13 protein-coding genes are annotated in these 15,718 nt (G+C 60.1%); 10 read left to right on the top strand and 3 right to left on the bottom strand.

What is annotated here, in order from left to right; translation table 11 throughout:
- Positions 1 to 41: 41 nt before the first annotated feature.
- Positions 42 to 176, bottom strand: a complete 135-nt coding sequence (locus N7U68_RS01935) for a hypothetical protein (RefSeq protein WP_263048057.1) — start codon at positions 174 to 176, stop codon at positions 42 to 44.
- Positions 177 to 203: 27 nt separating this feature from the next.
- Here N7U68_RS01935 and N7U68_RS01930 point away from each other — a divergent pair, with 27 nt between their 5' ends.
- The 3 genes from N7U68_RS01930 (at position 204) to N7U68_RS01920 (ending at position 3,061) form a co-directional block, all read left to right on the top strand.
- A complete protein-coding gene (locus N7U68_RS01930) occupies positions 204 to 1,574 on the top strand; it encodes an aminotransferase (RefSeq protein WP_165192415.1) in 1,371 nt (456 codons plus the stop codon).
- A gap of 3 nt (positions 1,575 to 1,577) precedes the next feature.
- Positions 1,578 to 1,964, top strand: a complete 387-nt coding sequence (locus N7U68_RS01925; protein WP_263048056.1) for a hypothetical protein — start codon at positions 1,578 to 1,580, stop codon at positions 1,962 to 1,964.
- Between the two features lie 89 nt (positions 1,965 to 2,053).
- Positions 2,054 to 3,061, top strand: coding sequence for an agmatine deiminase family protein (locus N7U68_RS01920; RefSeq protein WP_263048055.1), 1,008 nt, complete (start codon positions 2,054 to 2,056; stop codon positions 3,059 to 3,061).
- A gap of 60 nt (positions 3,062 to 3,121) precedes the next feature.
- Here N7U68_RS01920 and N7U68_RS01915 read toward each other — a convergent pair whose 3' ends face one another.
- Positions 3,122 to 4,258 carry an aromatic ring-hydroxylating oxygenase subunit alpha gene (locus tag N7U68_RS01915; protein WP_263048054.1) on the bottom strand — a complete coding sequence of 379 codons (1,137 nt, stop codon included), beginning with the start codon at positions 4,256 to 4,258 and terminating at the stop codon, positions 3,122 to 3,124.
- A gap of 312 nt (positions 4,259 to 4,570) precedes the next feature.
- On the opposite strand from N7U68_RS01915, the gene N7U68_RS01910 reads away from it, so the two are divergent.
- Genes N7U68_RS01910 through N7U68_RS01890 form a run of 5 tightly spaced genes read left to right on the top strand, consistent with a single transcriptional unit; the run spans position 4,571 to position 10,409 of the window.
- The gene (locus tag N7U68_RS01910) at positions 4,571 to 5,602 is read left to right on the top strand and encodes a BMP family protein (protein ID WP_263048053.1); all 1,032 of its coding nucleotides are present in this window, start codon (positions 4,571 to 4,573) and stop codon (positions 5,600 to 5,602) included.
- Complete coding sequence (locus N7U68_RS01905) at positions 5,603 to 7,150, top strand: ABC transporter ATP-binding protein (protein ID WP_263048052.1); 1,548 nt, start codon at positions 5,603 to 5,605, stop codon at positions 7,148 to 7,150.
- Positions 7,140 to 8,189 (top strand): ABC transporter permease, encoded by a 1,050-nt coding sequence (locus N7U68_RS01900; protein ID WP_263048051.1) that lies wholly within the window; start codon positions 7,140 to 7,142, stop codon positions 8,187 to 8,189. The genes N7U68_RS01905 and N7U68_RS01900 overlap by 11 nt, the downstream gene beginning before the upstream one ends.
- 1 nt (position 8,190) lies before the next feature.
- Positions 8,191 to 9,135: an ABC transporter permease gene (locus tag N7U68_RS01895; RefSeq protein WP_263048050.1), complete on the top strand. Its 945-nt coding sequence runs from the start codon at positions 8,191 to 8,193 to the stop codon at positions 9,133 to 9,135.
- On the top strand, positions 9,135 to 10,409 hold the full coding sequence (locus N7U68_RS01890; RefSeq protein WP_263048049.1) for an amidohydrolase family protein: 1,275 nt from the start codon (positions 9,135 to 9,137) through the stop codon (positions 10,407 to 10,409). Before N7U68_RS01895 ends, N7U68_RS01890 begins: the two co-directional genes overlap by 1 nt.
- 173 nt (positions 10,410 to 10,582) lie before the next feature.
- Here the strand turns inward: N7U68_RS01890 and N7U68_RS01885 are convergent, their stop codons facing one another.
- On the bottom strand, positions 10,583 to 12,745 hold the full coding sequence (locus tag N7U68_RS01885; protein WP_263048048.1) for a hypothetical protein: 2,163 nt from the start codon (positions 12,743 to 12,745) through the stop codon (positions 10,583 to 10,585).
- 378 nt (positions 12,746 to 13,123) lie between these two features.
- On the opposite strand from N7U68_RS01885, the gene N7U68_RS01880 reads away from it, so the two are divergent.
- Positions 13,124 to 14,155: a hypothetical protein gene (locus tag N7U68_RS01880; protein ID WP_263048047.1), complete on the top strand. Its 1,032-nt coding sequence runs from the start codon at positions 13,124 to 13,126 to the stop codon at positions 14,153 to 14,155.
- Between the two features lie 177 nt (positions 14,156 to 14,332).
- Complete coding sequence (locus tag N7U68_RS01875) at positions 14,333 to 15,706, top strand: L-serine ammonia-lyase (protein WP_165192425.1); 1,374 nt, start codon at positions 14,333 to 14,335, stop codon at positions 15,704 to 15,706.
- The last annotated feature ends 12 nt before the right edge of the window (positions 15,707 to 15,718 follow it).

Genomic DNA, 15,718 nt, shown 5'->3' with positions numbered 1-15,718 from the left:
CTTAGTGTCGTTTCAAACATTAGCCTCTTCGTCATCAAATTCTAGGTCATCTCGGCAGGCTTGCCACCTCCGACCAAATGCCGCAGGTCGAAAACCTGTCCCAAATCACTGATCGTGGCAACTACCCCTTTCGGGAAATTGCGGCCAGCAGCGGCTGAGTCGAAAATGGCGAACATACCCGATCTCTCGAACAGGAGCCTGCCATGACCGCCCAGACGAAAACCGATGCATGGACCGCAGACCGCGATCACCTTTTGCATCCCTATACCGACTTCTCGACATTCCGCGAAGAAGGCAGCCAAGTCATCGAGAGCGCCAGCGGCATGCATGTGATCGACAGCGAAGGCAACAAGCTGCTCGACGGGATCGGTGGGCTGTGGTGCGTGAATATCGGACACGGCCGCAAGGAGATGGCAGAAACCATCGCCGAACAGGTGATGAAGATGCAATATTACAACCCGTTCGGGCATTCCACCAACGTGCCGGCCTCGATGCTGGGCGCGAAACTGGCGGAACTGGCGCCGGGCGACCTGAACCATGTCTACTATACTTGCGGCGGCTCCACCGCCAACGATGCGGCCATCCGGCTGGTGCATTTCTACTTTGACCAGCTTGGCCAGCACCGCAAGAAGAAGATCATCAGCCGGGCGAACGCCTATCACGGTGCCACCTATGTCGCCGCGTCCCTGACCGGCATTCACGGCACCAAGATGGGCTTTGACCGCATTGGCGAGGATTTCATCCACCATGTCAGCGCCGCCAACCTCTATGAAAAGCCCGACGGCTGGTCCGACGCTGATTACTGCGACTACCTAGTGCGCGAATTCGATGCCCGCATTCAGCAACTCGGCCCCGACAATGTCGCGGCCTTCATCGCAGAACCGATCATGGGGGCTGGTGGCGTGCTGGTGGCACCTGATGGCTATCATCGCCGGATGTGGGAGGTGTGCCAGAAATACGATATGCTCTATATCGCGGATGAGGTTGTAACCGCCTTTGGCCGGTTGGGCGAATGGTTCGCGTCCGATGCGCTCTATGACTACCAACCCGACATCATGGTGTGTGCCAAGGGGCTTAGCTCTGGGTACATTCCCCTAGGAGCCACCCTTCTTAGCACTCGCGTTTACGATGTGATCGCGCAGCCACAATGCGAGGGCGGCGTTCTATCGATGGGCCTCACGTATTTTGGCCATCCCGTTGCTTGTGCAGCGGCGCTCAAGAATATCGAGATCATGGAACGCGAAAACATCCTGGAACATGTCCGCGAGGTGGGTCCCTACCTACAGGAAAGCGCCAAATCACTGATGAACCTGCCCATTGTCGGCGATGTCCGGGGCAGTCACCTGATGCTGGGGGTCGATCTGGTAAAAGACAAAGGCACCAAAGAAGCCATTGGTGACGGCGTCGGCGAAAAGATATTCCAAGGTTGCCTGAAACGCGGCGTAATTGTCCGCCCCGTAGGCGACCGCATGATCGTCTCGCCACCGCTGATTATCAGCAAAGAGGAATGCGACGAAATAGTTGCGGCCATCAGCGGCGCGATCAAGGACTACCTCGCCGATGAAGGAGCGTAGCGCATGCTACAGCATGAACCCCGGCAAAATCCTGCCAGCAGTCATCCGTTGGGACACCGCTGGCAGGGCATTGACGCAATGACGCGGGCACTGGGTATCTTTACGCTCTGCGCATTGCCCCTCTCGGCCGTCGCGCAGGATGACTGGAGTCAGCGAAAGTGCGATCTCTATCAACAGGCGTTTGCCGATGCGGTCACGGCACAAGGGGCAGCTGGACTGCGGCCCGAATTCCTGAACCAGAACGCCGGGTTCATTGCCTCCGGCTGCCTGACACAAGGGACGGTATGCGCACGCACAGCAGAAGAGATCGCGCTCGCCAATCTGCTGACAGTCATGACAATGAACGAAGGGATGGCGAGCACTTTTGTCCCCTTCGCCTGCCCGGATTGAATCGCACCGATCACAACGCCATCCACGCTGGTGTCATTTCTGACTTCTGACCCTCGCAGCGAACACCAGCCCCACCAAGGAGTATCCCAATGAACACGCCAAAATCCCAAGGCTATTCCATGCCCCCCGAATGGGCACCGCATGCCCGCACGTGGATGATGTGGCCCTGCCGCGAGATTGTCTGGGATGACATGCAGGCGACCCGGCGCAGCTACGCCAATGTCGCCCATGCAGTCGCGCGACACGAACCTCTGACGATGCTGGTGCGTCCTCAGGATATGGCGGACGCACGTGACCTGTTGGGGAGTGATATCGAGGTGTTGGAAAGCCCTATCGACGACAGTTGGTGTCGCGATGCCGGTCCGTGTTTTGTCACGGGTGCAAATGGCGCCAAGGCTGGCGTGAACTTTCGCTTTAACGCGTGGGGTGAAAAATATACCCCCTTCGATGGTGACGACCGGGCGGCAAGCGCAATCCTGAATGCCGCAGGCGTACCGATCTTTGACAGCAAACTGATTGCCGAGGGCGGCGGCGTCAATGTTGATGGTCGTGGCACCATCTTGACCACCGAAACCTGCTTTCCCAATGCCAACCGCAACCCGGACTGGTCACGCGCGCAAATCGAGGCCGAATTAATGGAAATGCTGGGCGGAACCAAGGTGATCTGGCTGCCCGGTAGCGAATTGGAGGTAGAAACCAACGGTCATGTTGACGGCATTGCCGCCTTCATGGCACCCGGTCTGGTACTGATGGAAGGCCCGACGGATGAGGGGAGCGACTGGGACAAGATCAATGCCCGCAACGTCGCTGCGATGCAGGGCCAGACGGATGCGACCGGTGCGCCAATCACGATCCGCACAGTCCCGCCTGCGATGGGCGATTTCCCGCATCCCGACATGTTCTGTAGCTCTTACGTCAACTCCTATATCTGCAATGATGCGGTCATCATGCCAGAATACGGCGTCCGCGAGGACGACATCGCCGCAGAATTGTTTCAGGACTTCTTTCCGGATCGGACCATAGAGCGGGTCAATATCGACGCGATCGCCATTGGCGGCGGCGGCATTCACTGCATCACGCAACAGGAACCGGCGTAACCGCGTCACATCTCATTGAGCGCGCCACCCTTGCACGATGGGTGGCGTGCTCTCTTGCCGTCAGGCGCGCTCCATCTGTTCGCGAACCCACTGATGGAAATCGTAAATCGCGAATTCCTGTGGCATCAACCGCCCGGCGTTGAATTTCGAGCAATGTAATCCGCGCTGGTTCATCTCGCACGCTGCACCGTCCTGCATCAGCACAGTGTTGGCAAAACGGGTCACACCTTCCAGATCAAATCCCGGCTGTGCCAACGTCTTTGGCGCGAACAGCCATTCAGCGCGCAGTCGCGTGGTTTCCGGTCCTAATGGTGTCAACGTCACGGCGCGCACATAGTCCACATGCCCGACAATATACATGGTCGGGTAGAGCGTGACGAAGGTGTGACCGCGCTGGCGTTCTTCCTCGGTCAGATCGGGAAATTCCGGCCCGCAGGCCGCGCCCGTTTGCGTCCAACTGCGCGCACCGGGTTTCAACGCCGGTTGTGCCGTCTCTCCGGCAGCAACGCGCGCGCGTTCCTCTGCCGACATGATACCGCTGCGATAGACCGGCACCAGATCGCTCAGCTCCGGATGGATGCCCGGACAATGCAGACATTCGTTGTAATTTTCCCAGAACACCTTCCAGTTACAGGCCATGTCCTTTTCCAGCACATGCCCGACCACCAGATTCGCCATCGGCCAGTTGTCCAGCGCGTCCAGCCCGATGTCTGGTGTGAAATCCGGTGGTGTATCCGCCAGACAGAGAAAGACAAACCCGTTCCATAGCTTCAGATGCACCGGAAACAGCCCATGCGCGGACTTGTCGAAATCTGCGGTCGGCGTTGCATATCCGGTTGAGACCAGCCGCCCCGCCGCGTCGTAGGCCCATGCGTGATAGGGGCATTTGATCAGCTTCCCGTTATACGCCTCTTGCTCGGCCTGACAAAGCGCGGCGCCCCGGTGGCGACAGGTGTTGTGGAACGCGCGCAGCATTCCGTCCCCACCCCGCGCAAGAACAACGCTTTGCCCAGCGATCTCTATCCGGCGCAACGTGTTGATAGGCTGTTGATCGTGGCGACCTGCGTAAACCCATTGGCGCGCCCAAATCGCGGCACACTCGCGCGTGCACCAATCCGCATCGTAATAGGCCCGCGCAGGCAACGCCTCGGGACAACGGTCCAGTAGTGGTGAATTCGGCGGCAGATCGACGTTCATCAGACCTCCTTTGGGGGCATCTGTTCCGCCCCGTGCAGCAACGCATGACATCCGGCAAGATGGTACTGCGCCGCTGCACACGTACCAAGTCAAAACCGTCCGCATATGCACCCCACCGCTGGCGGTTTTCCATTGCGCTTGGTCCTGTCCTGCGACAGCATCCGGCAGGCGGGGGTTGCCAACGCCGATTTGCTCGAAATTTCAGCGCACGCGCGATGTGCCAGCTCTGCGATGCCGAAATATCTGGCTTTTGCCCTTAAATAATTTTACCGTTTGGTAAAAATACTACCAAAACAGCGGAGAGGATACATAATGACCCAGCCCAAGACACAGCCAGGCAGCCTGACACGGCGGCGCTTTCTGACCACGGCAGCAGGTGTTGCCCTGGCCACGGCGGCAGCGTTCCACCCCGGTCGCGCACTGGCGATGGACCCGATCAAGACCGCCGGTATCTACACCGTACCCGTCGAACAACAATGGGTGAGCCGCATTCACAAGGCCGCCCTGACAGCGCAAGAGCGCGGCGATATCGACTACACCTATTCGGAAAATGTCAGCAACACCGACTATGCCCGCGTCATGCGCGAATACGCCGAAAGCGGCTATACCCTGATCATCGGCGAAATGTTCGCGGTCGAGGCAGAAGCGCGTGAAGTCGCCGCCGAATACCCCGAAATCGCTTTCCTGATGGGCTCCAGCTTTAAACCCGACGATGCGTTGCCCAACATGGCCGTGTTCGACAACTACATTCAGGATGCCTCCTATCTCAGCGGCATAGTCGCCGGTGCAATGACTGAAACCGGCAGCATTGGCATGGTCGGTGGCTTCCCCATCCCCGAGGTTAACCGCTTGATGCACGCCTTCATGGCGGGCGTTAAGGAAACCCGCCCCGACGCGTCATTCCAGGTCAGCTTTATCGGGTCATGGTTCGATCCACCAAAGGCCAAGGAAACCGCCTTTGCGATGATCGAAGGGGGCGCGGACATGCTCTATGCCGAACGCTTTGGCGTATCTGACGCAGCGCAGGAAAAAGGCGTACTGGCCATCGGCAACGTGATCGACACCCAGTCCGACTATCCCGAAACAGTCGTTGCATCCGCAATCTGGCACTTTGAGCCGACGCTGGACAAAGCCATCGAAGAGGTCAAGGCCGGTAATTTCAAGGCTGCGGATTACGGCGTCTATTCCTTTATGAAAGAAGGCGGCGCATCACTGGCGCCATTGGGCACATTCGACGGCAAAGTGCCCCAAGAGGCACTGGATCTGGTCGAACAGCGCAAGGCCGAGATCATGTCAGGTGATTTCGTCACCGAGATCGACGATTCTGAACCAAAGTCGATGTAAATGACTGCCAATGACGAGGCGCAGGTTGTCCTGCGCCTCGATTCCATCACCAAAACATTCGGCGCGCTCACAGCGAATGATGCCGTTAGCCTGTCCCTGCATAAGGGTGAAGTGATTGCCCTTCTGGGCGAGAACGGCGCGGGCAAGACGACGCTGATGAATATCCTTTTCGGGCAGTACACCGCTGACTCCGGGACGGTTGAAGTCATGGGAAACGCCCTGCCCCCCGGTAATCCGCGCGCGGCACTGGATGCTGGTGTCGGCATGGTACACCAGCACTTCACGCTGGCCGAAGGCATGACCGTGCTCGAGAACGTGACACTCGGGACCCGCTCGTTATGGTCGCTCGGCACCGATCGCGCCGCCGCGCTTGCGCGCATCACCAAGTTGGCAGCGGACTTTAAACTTAGCGTTGATCCCGACGCTCGTATCGGCGCGCTGACCGTGGGCGAACGTCAGCGGGTCGAAATTCTCAAGGCGCTTTACCGCGATGCACGCATCCTTATTCTGGACGAACCCACGGCGGTTCTGACCCCGCAAGAAACCGACGATCTTTTTGAAACCCTCCGCAAGGCCGTGGCACTTGGTCTCTCTATTGTTTTCATCTCGCACAAGCTGCATGAAGTCATGGCGATATCCGACCGGGTGCTGATCCTACGCCATGGCAAACTGGTCCATGAGGGGCGCACAACAGACACCGACCGGCATGATCTGGCCGCGCGGATGGTTGGCGCCGAAGTCGCCGCCCCCAAGATCGCCAAAGGTACCCCCGGCCCCGCGCTGATGCAATTGGTCGACGTATCCACCCCAGACGAGGGCAATGCCCCCGGCCTGAAATCCCTGACGCTCGATCTGCGCGCGGGTCAGATCACCGGACTTGCCGGTGTGTCCGGTAATGGTCAGGCAGCCCTTGCCGGGTTAATCGGCGGGCTCCGCAGCCCAACGACCGGCACACTGATGCTGAACGGCGAAACGCAGGCGCATTGGTCGCCGCGCACGGCGGTACATAACGGCATCGCACGTATCCCCGAGGACCGGCACAAAACGGGCACAATCGCCGATTTCGATCTGACGGAAAACGCTATCCTCGAATGCTACATGGACGCGCCCTATTCCACCCGCGGCTGGATGCACTGGCAGCGCGCCGCAGAGTTCACCAATGAAATCATCAAGACGTATGATGTCCGCTGTCCCGGCCCCACCACGCGCATTCGCCTGCTGTCAGGTGGTAACATGCAAAAGTTGATCCTTGGGCGTGTGTTAGAGGCCAGCCCGCGCATCATCCTTGCGAACCAACCCGTACGCGGCCTGGATATCGGCGCAGTCAACTACGTGCACGAACGCCTGCTGGAGGCCCGCGATGGCGGCGCAGCTGTGATCCTGATTTCCGAGGATCTGGACGAAATCATGGCCCTGTCCGACGTTATTCACGTCATCTCCGAGGGACGTCTGTCCCCGGCCTTTGCCAGAGGCAGCATGACACCAGCAGAACTGGGCATCTGGATGGCCGGGCACGGGTTCGAACCGGAGCATGCTCATGCGTCTTGAACCCATTGCCAATCCCAGCGCCGCGCGCACGCTCTTGCCACCTGCACTGGCTATTATTGCCACGGTTGTCATTGCATCGCTGCTGGCAATGATTGCCGGTGCCAATCCCTTTGGCGTGCTGGGCCTCATCCTGAAGGGCGCGGCAGGCAGCAAATTTGCGCTGCTTGAGACACTCAACCGTGCCACGCCTCTGATCTTCACCGGCCTCGCAGTCGCCGTCGCCTTTCGCGCCAAACTGTGGAACATCGGTGCCGAGGCGCAGCTATATGCGGGCGCATTGATCGTCGCAGTTCTGGGCACTGGCATGATGCCTTGGCCATCTGGCCTGTTACTGCCCACGCTCGCCATTCTGGCGATGATCGCAGGCGCGCTGGTGCTACTGGTCCCTGCCCTGCTAAAGGTCAGGTTCGGCGTTGATGAAGTGGTCACGACGCTGTTGTTCAACTTCATCTTTCTGTTGTTTGTGTCGATGCTGCTCGAAGGTGCGCTCAAGGATCCGATGGGCATGGGCTGGCCCAAATCCGCACGGCTGATCCCGGAGGCGCGACTGCCGCGCATGGTGGAGGGGCTGCGCCTGCACTGGGGCTTTGGACTTGCGCTCATCTCGGCCGTGATCGTCTGGATCATTCAGGCGCGCACGACACTGGGCTATGAAATGCGTGCTGTCGGTCTGAACCGCGAGGCTGCCAGTTTTGCCGGAATCCCGGTCAACCGTGTGTTGATCAAAACCGCATTGCTGTCCGGTGGTCTGGCCGCTCTTGCAGGCTACTCCGAGGTGGCGGGCCTCAAAGGTTCGCTCACACTCGACCTCAGCCCGGGCTTTGGCTACACCGGCATCATCGTGGCAATGCTGGCCTTGCTCAATCCGCTGGCGGTGATCGCCGCAGCCCTCTTTGTCGCAGGCATTTTCGTCGGCGCCGACAGCATGAGCCGCGCCGTGGGTGTGCCGACCTATCTGGCCGATATCATGCTGGCCACGGCGCTGTTGCTGATGGTTGTGGCGATCCTGCTGACCCGATTTCGCGTGGTGAGGGAATAACATGGACCTGTTCGATATCCTCCTGTCCGCCAGTTTCTGGACCGCCGCGATCCGCATCGCTTCGCCGCTGATCTTTGCCACACTGGGCGAGTTGATCTGCGAACGCGCGGGTGTGCTGAACCTCGGGATCGAGGGGATCATGGTCGCGGGCGCCTTCGCTGGCTGGATGGCAGTTTACTCGGGCACCGATCTTTGGACCGGGGTGGCGGTCGCATTCGTGGTGGGTATGTGTTTCGGACTGGTGCATTCGACGCTCACCGTGCCATTCGGCTTGTCGCAGCACGTTGTCGGCCTCGGGGTGACATTGCTGGCTACGTCCCTGACTTACTACGCCTACCGCTTGGCCCTGCCCGAAGTGACCAGCCCACCCAAGATCGACGCGTTCCAGCCTTATGAGATACCGCTTTTGTCAGATGTTCCGATGATTGGCCCGGCACTCTTTGCGCAAACGCCACTGACCTATCTCGCCTTCTTGCTGGTCGCAGTCGTCTCATTGGTTCTCTACCGCACGCCTTTGGGCCTTGCCTTACGCGCAGCCGGTGAAAACCCGTCGGCGGTTGCGGCACAGGGGTTGTCGGTCACCGGGCTGCGCATGGGCGCGGTTATTGTCGGCAGCGGGTTGATGGCAGTGGGCGGTGCATTTCTGACGATGTCCGCCTTTGACAGTTTCTTTTTCGAGATGGTCAACGGGCGCGGCTGGATCTGTATCGCGCTGGTGGTCTTCGGCGCGTGGCGTCCGGGCAAGGCACTGTTGGGGGCGATCCTCTTTGCCGCCTTTGACGCATTGCAAATCCGCATCCAACAAACGCCGTTGGGTGCCAATGTCCCCTATCAGGTGTTCCTGATGATGCCCTATTTCCTCAGCATTCTGGCACTCATCGTCATGTCGCGCCGTGCCGAAGTACCCGCCGCTCTGATGGTGCCATTCAACAAGGGAGAACGCTGATGTTCGATCTGATTATCAAAGGCGGCGCGCTGCCAGATGGCCGTGTCACGGATATCGGAATACGCGGTGGCAAAATCACTGCGATCGAGCCTCTGGAAGCCGAGGCAGGCGAGGTCATCGACGCCACCGGTGATCTGGTCGCGCCCCCCTTCGTCGACCCACATTTCCACCTTGATGCCACGCTCAGCTATGGCCTGCCCCGCATCAATGCCTCTGGCACATTGCTGGAAGGGATCGGCCTCTGGGGCGAACTGAAGCAAATCGTGACACAAGAGGAAATGGTCATCCGCGCGCTGGAATATTGCGACTGGGCTGCTTCGTTGGGCTTGCTGGCGATCCGCAGCCATGTAGACACCTGCGATGATACACTCAAGGGCGTCGAAGCGATGTTGGAGGTCCGCGAGCAGGTCAAAGGCTACATCGATCTGCAACTGGTCGCTTTCCCTCAGGATGGCCTCTACCGCGACCCGACTGCCCGTGCCAACACTTTGCGCGCGCTCGACATGGGCGTGGACGTGGTGGGCGGAATTCCGCATTTCGAGCGCACTATGCAGGACGGCGCGGACAGCGTGCGTGAACTGTGCCAGATCGCGGCAGATCGCGGCCTGATGGTCGACCTGCATTGCGACGAAAGCGACGACCCCTATTCACGACATATCGAAACACTGGCACAGGAAACGCACCGGCATGGTCTCTCGGGGCGCGTGGCTGGCAGCCACCTGACGTCGATGCATTCGATGGACAACTATTATGTATCCAAACTGCTGCCCCTCATCGCCGAGGCAGGCGTTGCCGCAATCCCCAATCCGCTGATCAACATCATGTTGCAAGGGCGCCACGACACGTTTCCCAAACGCCGCGGCCTGACGCGGGTAAAGGAAATGCAGGCCCACGGCATCACGGTCGGCTGGGGACAGGATTGCGTGCGCGATCCGTGGTATTCGCTCGGCACCGGTGACATGCTCGACGTCGCATTCATGGGCCTGCACGTTGCACAGATGAGCAGCCCGGAAGAGATGCGCCGCTGCTTCGACATGGTCACAATCCAGAACGCTCAGATCATGGGGCTGAAGGATTATGGTCTGCACGTCGGCGCACGAGCGTCTCTTGTCGTGCTCGACGCCGGTGATCCGATTGAGGCACTGCGCCTGCGGGCGGCGCGACTCTGTATTGTGTCAAAGGGGAAGGTTGTCAGCCGCACCCCACGCATGGACGCCACGTTGTCAATCCCGGGCCGCCCCGGCACCGTCCGCCGCCGTCACGCGGCGGGTTAACCTCCCACGCAAATCCATACTCACTGTCGTTTCAGCACTCGGCTGGCGGTTAGGTGTCGGCACACGTATCAAGGCCGGGCGCGCATCGCTGCCGCCCGGCCTGTGAAACGAACCGGATTATCGAGGGCGAACCGCGCCGCCGCGGGGGTGAGCGGCGCGATCCAATCGGTCTATCACCACCAGACGTGGTCTTCCTCTTCGTCATCTTCCACTTCGTCCTTGTCCGGATCTTCCAGATCATCCGGATTCTTGGTCATAAGGGCCATGATATCGCTCGTCGACCATTGGAAGCCAGACGAGGCATAATGGGAACCCTTCGTGCCGCCAGAGCCGGAACCCTTGGTACCACCAGAACCGGACCCCTTCGTACCGCCGGAACCGGAGCCCTTCGTACCGCCAGAGCCGGAACCCTTCGTGCCGCCAGAGCCGGAACCCTTCGTGCCACCCGAGCCGGAACCCTTCGTGCCGCCCGAGCCGGAACCTTTCGTACCGCCCGAGCCGGAACCCTTCGTACCGCCAGAACCGGACCCCTTCGTACCGCCAGAACCGGACCCCTTCGTACCGCCAGAGCCGGAGCCCTTCGTGCCGCCAGAGCCGGAACCCTTCGTACCGCCAGAGCCGGAACCCTTGGTGCCGCCAGAGCCGGAGCCCTTCGTACCGCCCGAGCCGGAACCCTTGGTGCCGCCAGAGCCGGAGCCCTTCGTGCCGCCAGAGCCGGAACCCTTGGTGCCACCAGAGCCGGACCCCTTCGTACCGCCAGAGCCGGAGCCCTTCGTGCCGCCAGAGCCGGAACCCTTCGTACCGCCAGAGCCGGAACCCTTGGTGCCGCCAGAGCCGGAGCCCTTCGTACCGCCCGAGCCGGAACCCTTGGTGCCGCCAGAGCCGGAGCCCTTCGTGCCGCCAGAGCCGGAACCCTTGGTGCCACCAGAGCCGGAGCCCTTCGTGCCGCCAGAGCCGGAACCCTTGGTGCCGCCAGAGCCGGAACCCTTCGTACCGCCAGAGCCGGAACCCTTGGTGCCGCCAGAGCCGGAGCCCTTCGTACCGCCCGAGCCGGAACCCTTGGTGCCGCCAGAGCCGGAGCCCTTCGTGCCGCCAGAGCCGGAACCCTTGGTGCCACCAGAGCCGGACCCCTTCGTACCGCCAGAGCCGGAGCCCTTCGTGCCGCCAGAGCCGGAACCCTTCGTACCGCCAGAGCCGGAACCCTTGGTGCCGCCAGAGCCGGAGCCCTTCGTACCGCCCGAGCCGGAACCCTTGGTGCCGCCAGAGCCGGAGCCCTTCGTGCCGCCAGAGCCGTCATGGTCACAATCCTCGTGGCCATCGTCCGGGTCGTCCACATCACTCGACGTGACCTCAAGGATCAGCGGTTCGTCCGTATCCGAATTGACGATCAGTGACATGCTGTTCAGGTCGATATCGTCGAACGTCAGATCACCGGTGCTGGACCAGAGTGTGAAGTTGACAGTATTTATTTCACCTTCAGTGCTGTCCGGCACAAGGCCGAATTGTAGCGCCACGTCAAAGGTCTGGGTCACGGACGCACCGTTCGACAAACCAGTCACATCGTTGGCGCGCGCCTGAATATCAGTGACCTCACGGGTGTTCTCATCCGGAAAGAACATCAGCTCGTCAATCGTGCTGTCATCCGCCAGATTCAGGAAAATCCCATCGATATCGGCCTGTTCGGACAAGAACGTGGTCGGAACCAAGTTAAAGAACAGTGTGCCAGTGGGTGTTTCGCTGACCTCGATATTCACAGCGGGCTTGTCACCCAGCGTAAACGTCAGCGTCTGCTTGCCACCATCATGATCGCAGGTCTCCCCACCCTTCGTACCGCCGGAGCCGGAGCCCTTCGTGCCACCCGAGCCGGAGCCCTTGGTGCCGCCAGAGCCGGAACCTTTCGTACCGCCAGAGCCGGAACCTTTCGTGCCGCCGGAGCCGGAACCCTTCGTGCCGCCGGAGCCGGAACCCTTCGTGCCGCCAGAGCCGGAGCCTTTCGTACCACCCGAACCGGAGCCCTTCGTGCCGCCAGAGCCGGAACCCTTCGTACCGCCGGAACCGGAGCCCTTGGTGCCGCCAGAGCCGGAACCCTTCGTACCGCCAGAGCCGGAGCCCTTCGTACCGCCGGAACCGGAGCCCTTGGTGCCGCCAGAGCCGGAACCCTTCGTACCGCCAGAGCCGGAGCCATCAAAGAAACCGCTGAGATGATCGTCATACCAAGACGCAAACGACCCACCTTCTACACCACCGTTGTGATATGATTTCGTCGCGCTTGCCTTGGCACCGCCGCTACCGCGCGTGCCGCCCCAATGCCTGCCAAATTCAGAGTGCTTCCCCATTGCCGTCTTCCTTGTAATAGCCGTGAGCACACGCAACGCGGTCGTTCCAGATACGGCCCCAACACCAGAACCCCACGCGCCCTCACGGGTGATGAAAATACGATCAAAAAACGCTATAAATGCGTCAAATTCCGGGCAAGCTTTATTATTAATCCCTTAATATTAAAGGATTTTAAAATATCGGACTGGAAACAGTGTGGTCGAAATATGGCGCATCGTTGTCAAAAACTGCGTCAATCAAATCTTGTCCAGATCGTTGGTCGACCAGATTTGCTTGCTGATTCGCCCAACCCGAACCATGTGGTTGCCTTAGTTCTGCCATAGCGCCGAGAGATACTGCGCGCCTGAACCAAACTGGCAGGAAGCGGGGGACCCGACATGAGCAGCAGTGAGAATAAGAAACGCCTCGCCCGGATCGTCGAGGCAGCCGAGGCGCATTTTGGCGCTAAAGTTGATCGCGCTACGGCCCCGGGCGGCGAGGGCCGCTCCAGCTTTCGGCTGTACATGGGTGATCGCGCGATCATTGCCACGCTGCGCCCGAACTTCCGCCGCACCCACCTAGAGGCCTATGTACTGCAAAGCCTTCAACCACATTGCGATGACATCCCGGAATGCCTTGGGGTTGTCGACGAGGTGATGTTTCAGTCCGATGTCGGGCGCAAGCGTCTGAACCGCGACATTGTACGTCATGACGAGGCGCGACAGCTGGACCTGTCTGCCGAGGCTATAAGCGCCATCTTCCGAATCCAGAACGCGGCCCGCAAAACAACACTCCATGAAATGATGCCGCATCTAGGGACCAATCACGAGTGGATCGAAAACTTCGTCTATGCCGTCAACGCGATGGAGCCCTATGGGAACGTCTCGCGCTATTTCAACCGCGACGCGGCTTGCGAGGCGGTCGCACAGGCAGGCGTGCAATTTGTCAAATGGGATTGCCGTTCGGGCAACGCCGCCATCGCAGAGGATGGCAAGCTGCGTTGGTTTGACTTCGAATATTCAGGCCTGCGCCACGGAGCCGAAGATGTTGCGTGGCTGATCGGGGATGAAGCATGGCCGCTGTCCGCGGAAAAAATGGTCGATGTGGTTATCGACTGCTTTGACCCTGACTGTGGACACACGCTTGAGGCGTATCTTGAATATCTGTCCATCTACATGACATTTCACTGCATCCAACGGTTCAAGCTGATTGTAAAAGAGGCCAAAAGCCGCGGCTGGCTGACCAAGGAGAAAGTGCGAAAATACGACGATGCTGGCGTGCATCCCGATTTTGCGGCTCACATTTGCCGCGTCGGCGGTTATTTCGCCGCCCAGACCAAGCTGACCGATCCGCTGGTTCACAATTTCGAAAAGGCCGCAGCCACTTTTGACGAGATCGCACTGGAAGATCCGCTGCGCAAATCCGCCTGAACAAAAGCTCACCCCCCCGCATAGACATGGGTCGCGCCATATCAGACCACGGCGCGGACATCGGCGCCCGGCCCGTTTGCGCGCCAAATTGTCGTTTCTGATTGAGCCACGCTCAGCCGGACCGTTATAAGCGGCGCACTGGCCACTCCGGTCAGCCAATGGTCAAGGGCGCGCGCAATGTTCCTCTCTGTTTTCGATATGTTCAAGATTGGGGTTGGACCGTCCTCGTCCCACACGATGGGGCCGATGGTAGCCGCCGCGCGTTTTCTGGACAAAATGCGCGCAGCACCGTTCGAGTGTGCGGGCGTTCGTGGCACGCTGCATGGCAGCCTCGCCTTTACCGGCGTCGGTCACGCCACCGACCGTGCCACGATTCTCGGACTCGCGGGGTTTCTGCCGGAAACCTATGACCACGAAAAGGCCGAAACCGTGCTGGACGCGATCCGCGACACCCATACGATCACACCCGAAGGGCTGCCGGTGCTGGCGTTCAACCCCAAGGATGATCTGGTCTTTGACTTTGGCCCCAATCTGCCCGGCCATGCGAATGGCATGATCCTGCGCGCAACGGACAAGCAGGGCGATGTGATCCTGCAAGAAACCTACTATTCGATCGGCGGCGGTTTTGTGATGACCGAGGCGGAACTGGCAGCTGGGCGCAACACCGACGAGGGCGATCCGGTGCCCTACCCGTTCAAATCCGCCGTAGAAATGCTCGAAATGGCCGAACGGTCGGGCAAGACTATCGCCGAGATGAAAAAAGCGAACGAGATTTCGCGTAATGGTGAGGTGCATCTGTCCAGTGGCGTGAAACGGGTCTGGCAGGTGATGAATGACTGCATCGAACGTGGCATGACCACAGACGGCACCCTGCCCGGCGGTTTGAATGTACGTCGCCGCGCCAAGGGCATCCGCGATGCACTAATCGCTGAAAAGGGTACGAACCAGAACGCGCCGCACAAGATCAACGATTGGATGAGCGTCTATGCCATGGCGGTGAACGAAGAAAACGCCGCGGGTGGGCAGGTCGTGACCGCACCGACGAATGGTGCCGCGGGCGTGGTGCCGGCTGTCATCCGCTACTGGCTGGATCATGTGCCGGGCGCGCGTGTGGAACAGGTCGAGGATTTCTTGCTGACTGCTGCGGCCATTGGCGGTCTAGTCAAGTGGAACGCGTCGATCTCGGGTGCCGAGGCCGGCTGTCAGGCAGAAGTGGGCAGTGCTGCCGCGATGGGGGCAGCGGGCCTTGCCGCTGTGCTGGGTGGCACGCCTGCGCAGATCGAAAATGCCGCCGAGATCGCATTGGAACATCACCTCGGCATGACCTGCGATCCGGTCAAGGGGTTGGTGCAAGTACCTTGCATCGAACGCAACGGGCTGGGCGCGATCAAGGCCGTTTCGGCGGCCTCATTGGCGCTGCGCGGCGACGGCACGCATCTGGTACCGCTAGATGCGTGTATAGAAACGATGCGCCAGACCGGCGTGGATATGAGCGAGAAATACAAGGAAACATCGCTCGGCGGTCTTGCGGTTAACATCCCCAACTGCTGATGGCCTTGCAGG

Source organism: Roseovarius pelagicus (assembly GCF_025639885.1).
Taxonomy (GTDB): Bacteria; Pseudomonadota; Alphaproteobacteria; order Rhodobacterales; family Rhodobacteraceae; genus Roseovarius; species Roseovarius pelagicus.
Note: the sequence above shows the minus strand (reverse complement) of the source record. Positions and strands in the feature narration are given on the sequence as shown.

Coding starts and splice junctions, on each gene's coding strand:
- N7U68_RS01935 (WP_263048057.1), bottom strand. CDS start 176: ATGTTCGCCATTTTCGACTCAGCCGCTGCTGGCCGCAATTTCCCGAAA.
- N7U68_RS01930 (WP_165192415.1), top strand. CDS start 204: ATGACCGCCCAGACGAAAACCGATGCATGGACCGCAGACCGCGATCAC.
- N7U68_RS01925 (WP_263048056.1), top strand. CDS start 1,578: ATGCTACAGCATGAACCCCGGCAAAATCCTGCCAGCAGTCATCCGTTG.
- N7U68_RS01920 (WP_263048055.1), top strand. CDS start 2,054: ATGAACACGCCAAAATCCCAAGGCTATTCCATGCCCCCCGAATGGGCA.
- N7U68_RS01915 (WP_263048054.1), bottom strand. CDS start 4,258: ATGAACGTCGATCTGCCGCCGAATTCACCACTACTGGACCGTTGTCCC.
- N7U68_RS01910 (WP_263048053.1), top strand. CDS start 4,571: ATGACCCAGCCCAAGACACAGCCAGGCAGCCTGACACGGCGGCGCTTT.
- N7U68_RS01905 (WP_263048052.1), top strand. CDS start 5,603: ATGACTGCCAATGACGAGGCGCAGGTTGTCCTGCGCCTCGATTCCATC.
- N7U68_RS01900 (WP_263048051.1), top strand. CDS start 7,140: ATGCGTCTTGAACCCATTGCCAATCCCAGCGCCGCGCGCACGCTCTTG.
- N7U68_RS01895 (WP_263048050.1), top strand. CDS start 8,191: ATGGACCTGTTCGATATCCTCCTGTCCGCCAGTTTCTGGACCGCCGCG.
- N7U68_RS01890 (WP_263048049.1), top strand. CDS start 9,135: ATGTTCGATCTGATTATCAAAGGCGGCGCGCTGCCAGATGGCCGTGTC.
- N7U68_RS01885 (WP_263048048.1), bottom strand. CDS start 12,745: ATGGGGAAGCACTCTGAATTTGGCAGGCATTGGGGCGGCACGCGCGGT.
- N7U68_RS01880 (WP_263048047.1), top strand. CDS start 13,124: ATGAGCAGCAGTGAGAATAAGAAACGCCTCGCCCGGATCGTCGAGGCA.
- N7U68_RS01875 (WP_165192425.1), top strand. CDS start 14,333: ATGTTCCTCTCTGTTTTCGATATGTTCAAGATTGGGGTTGGACCGTCC.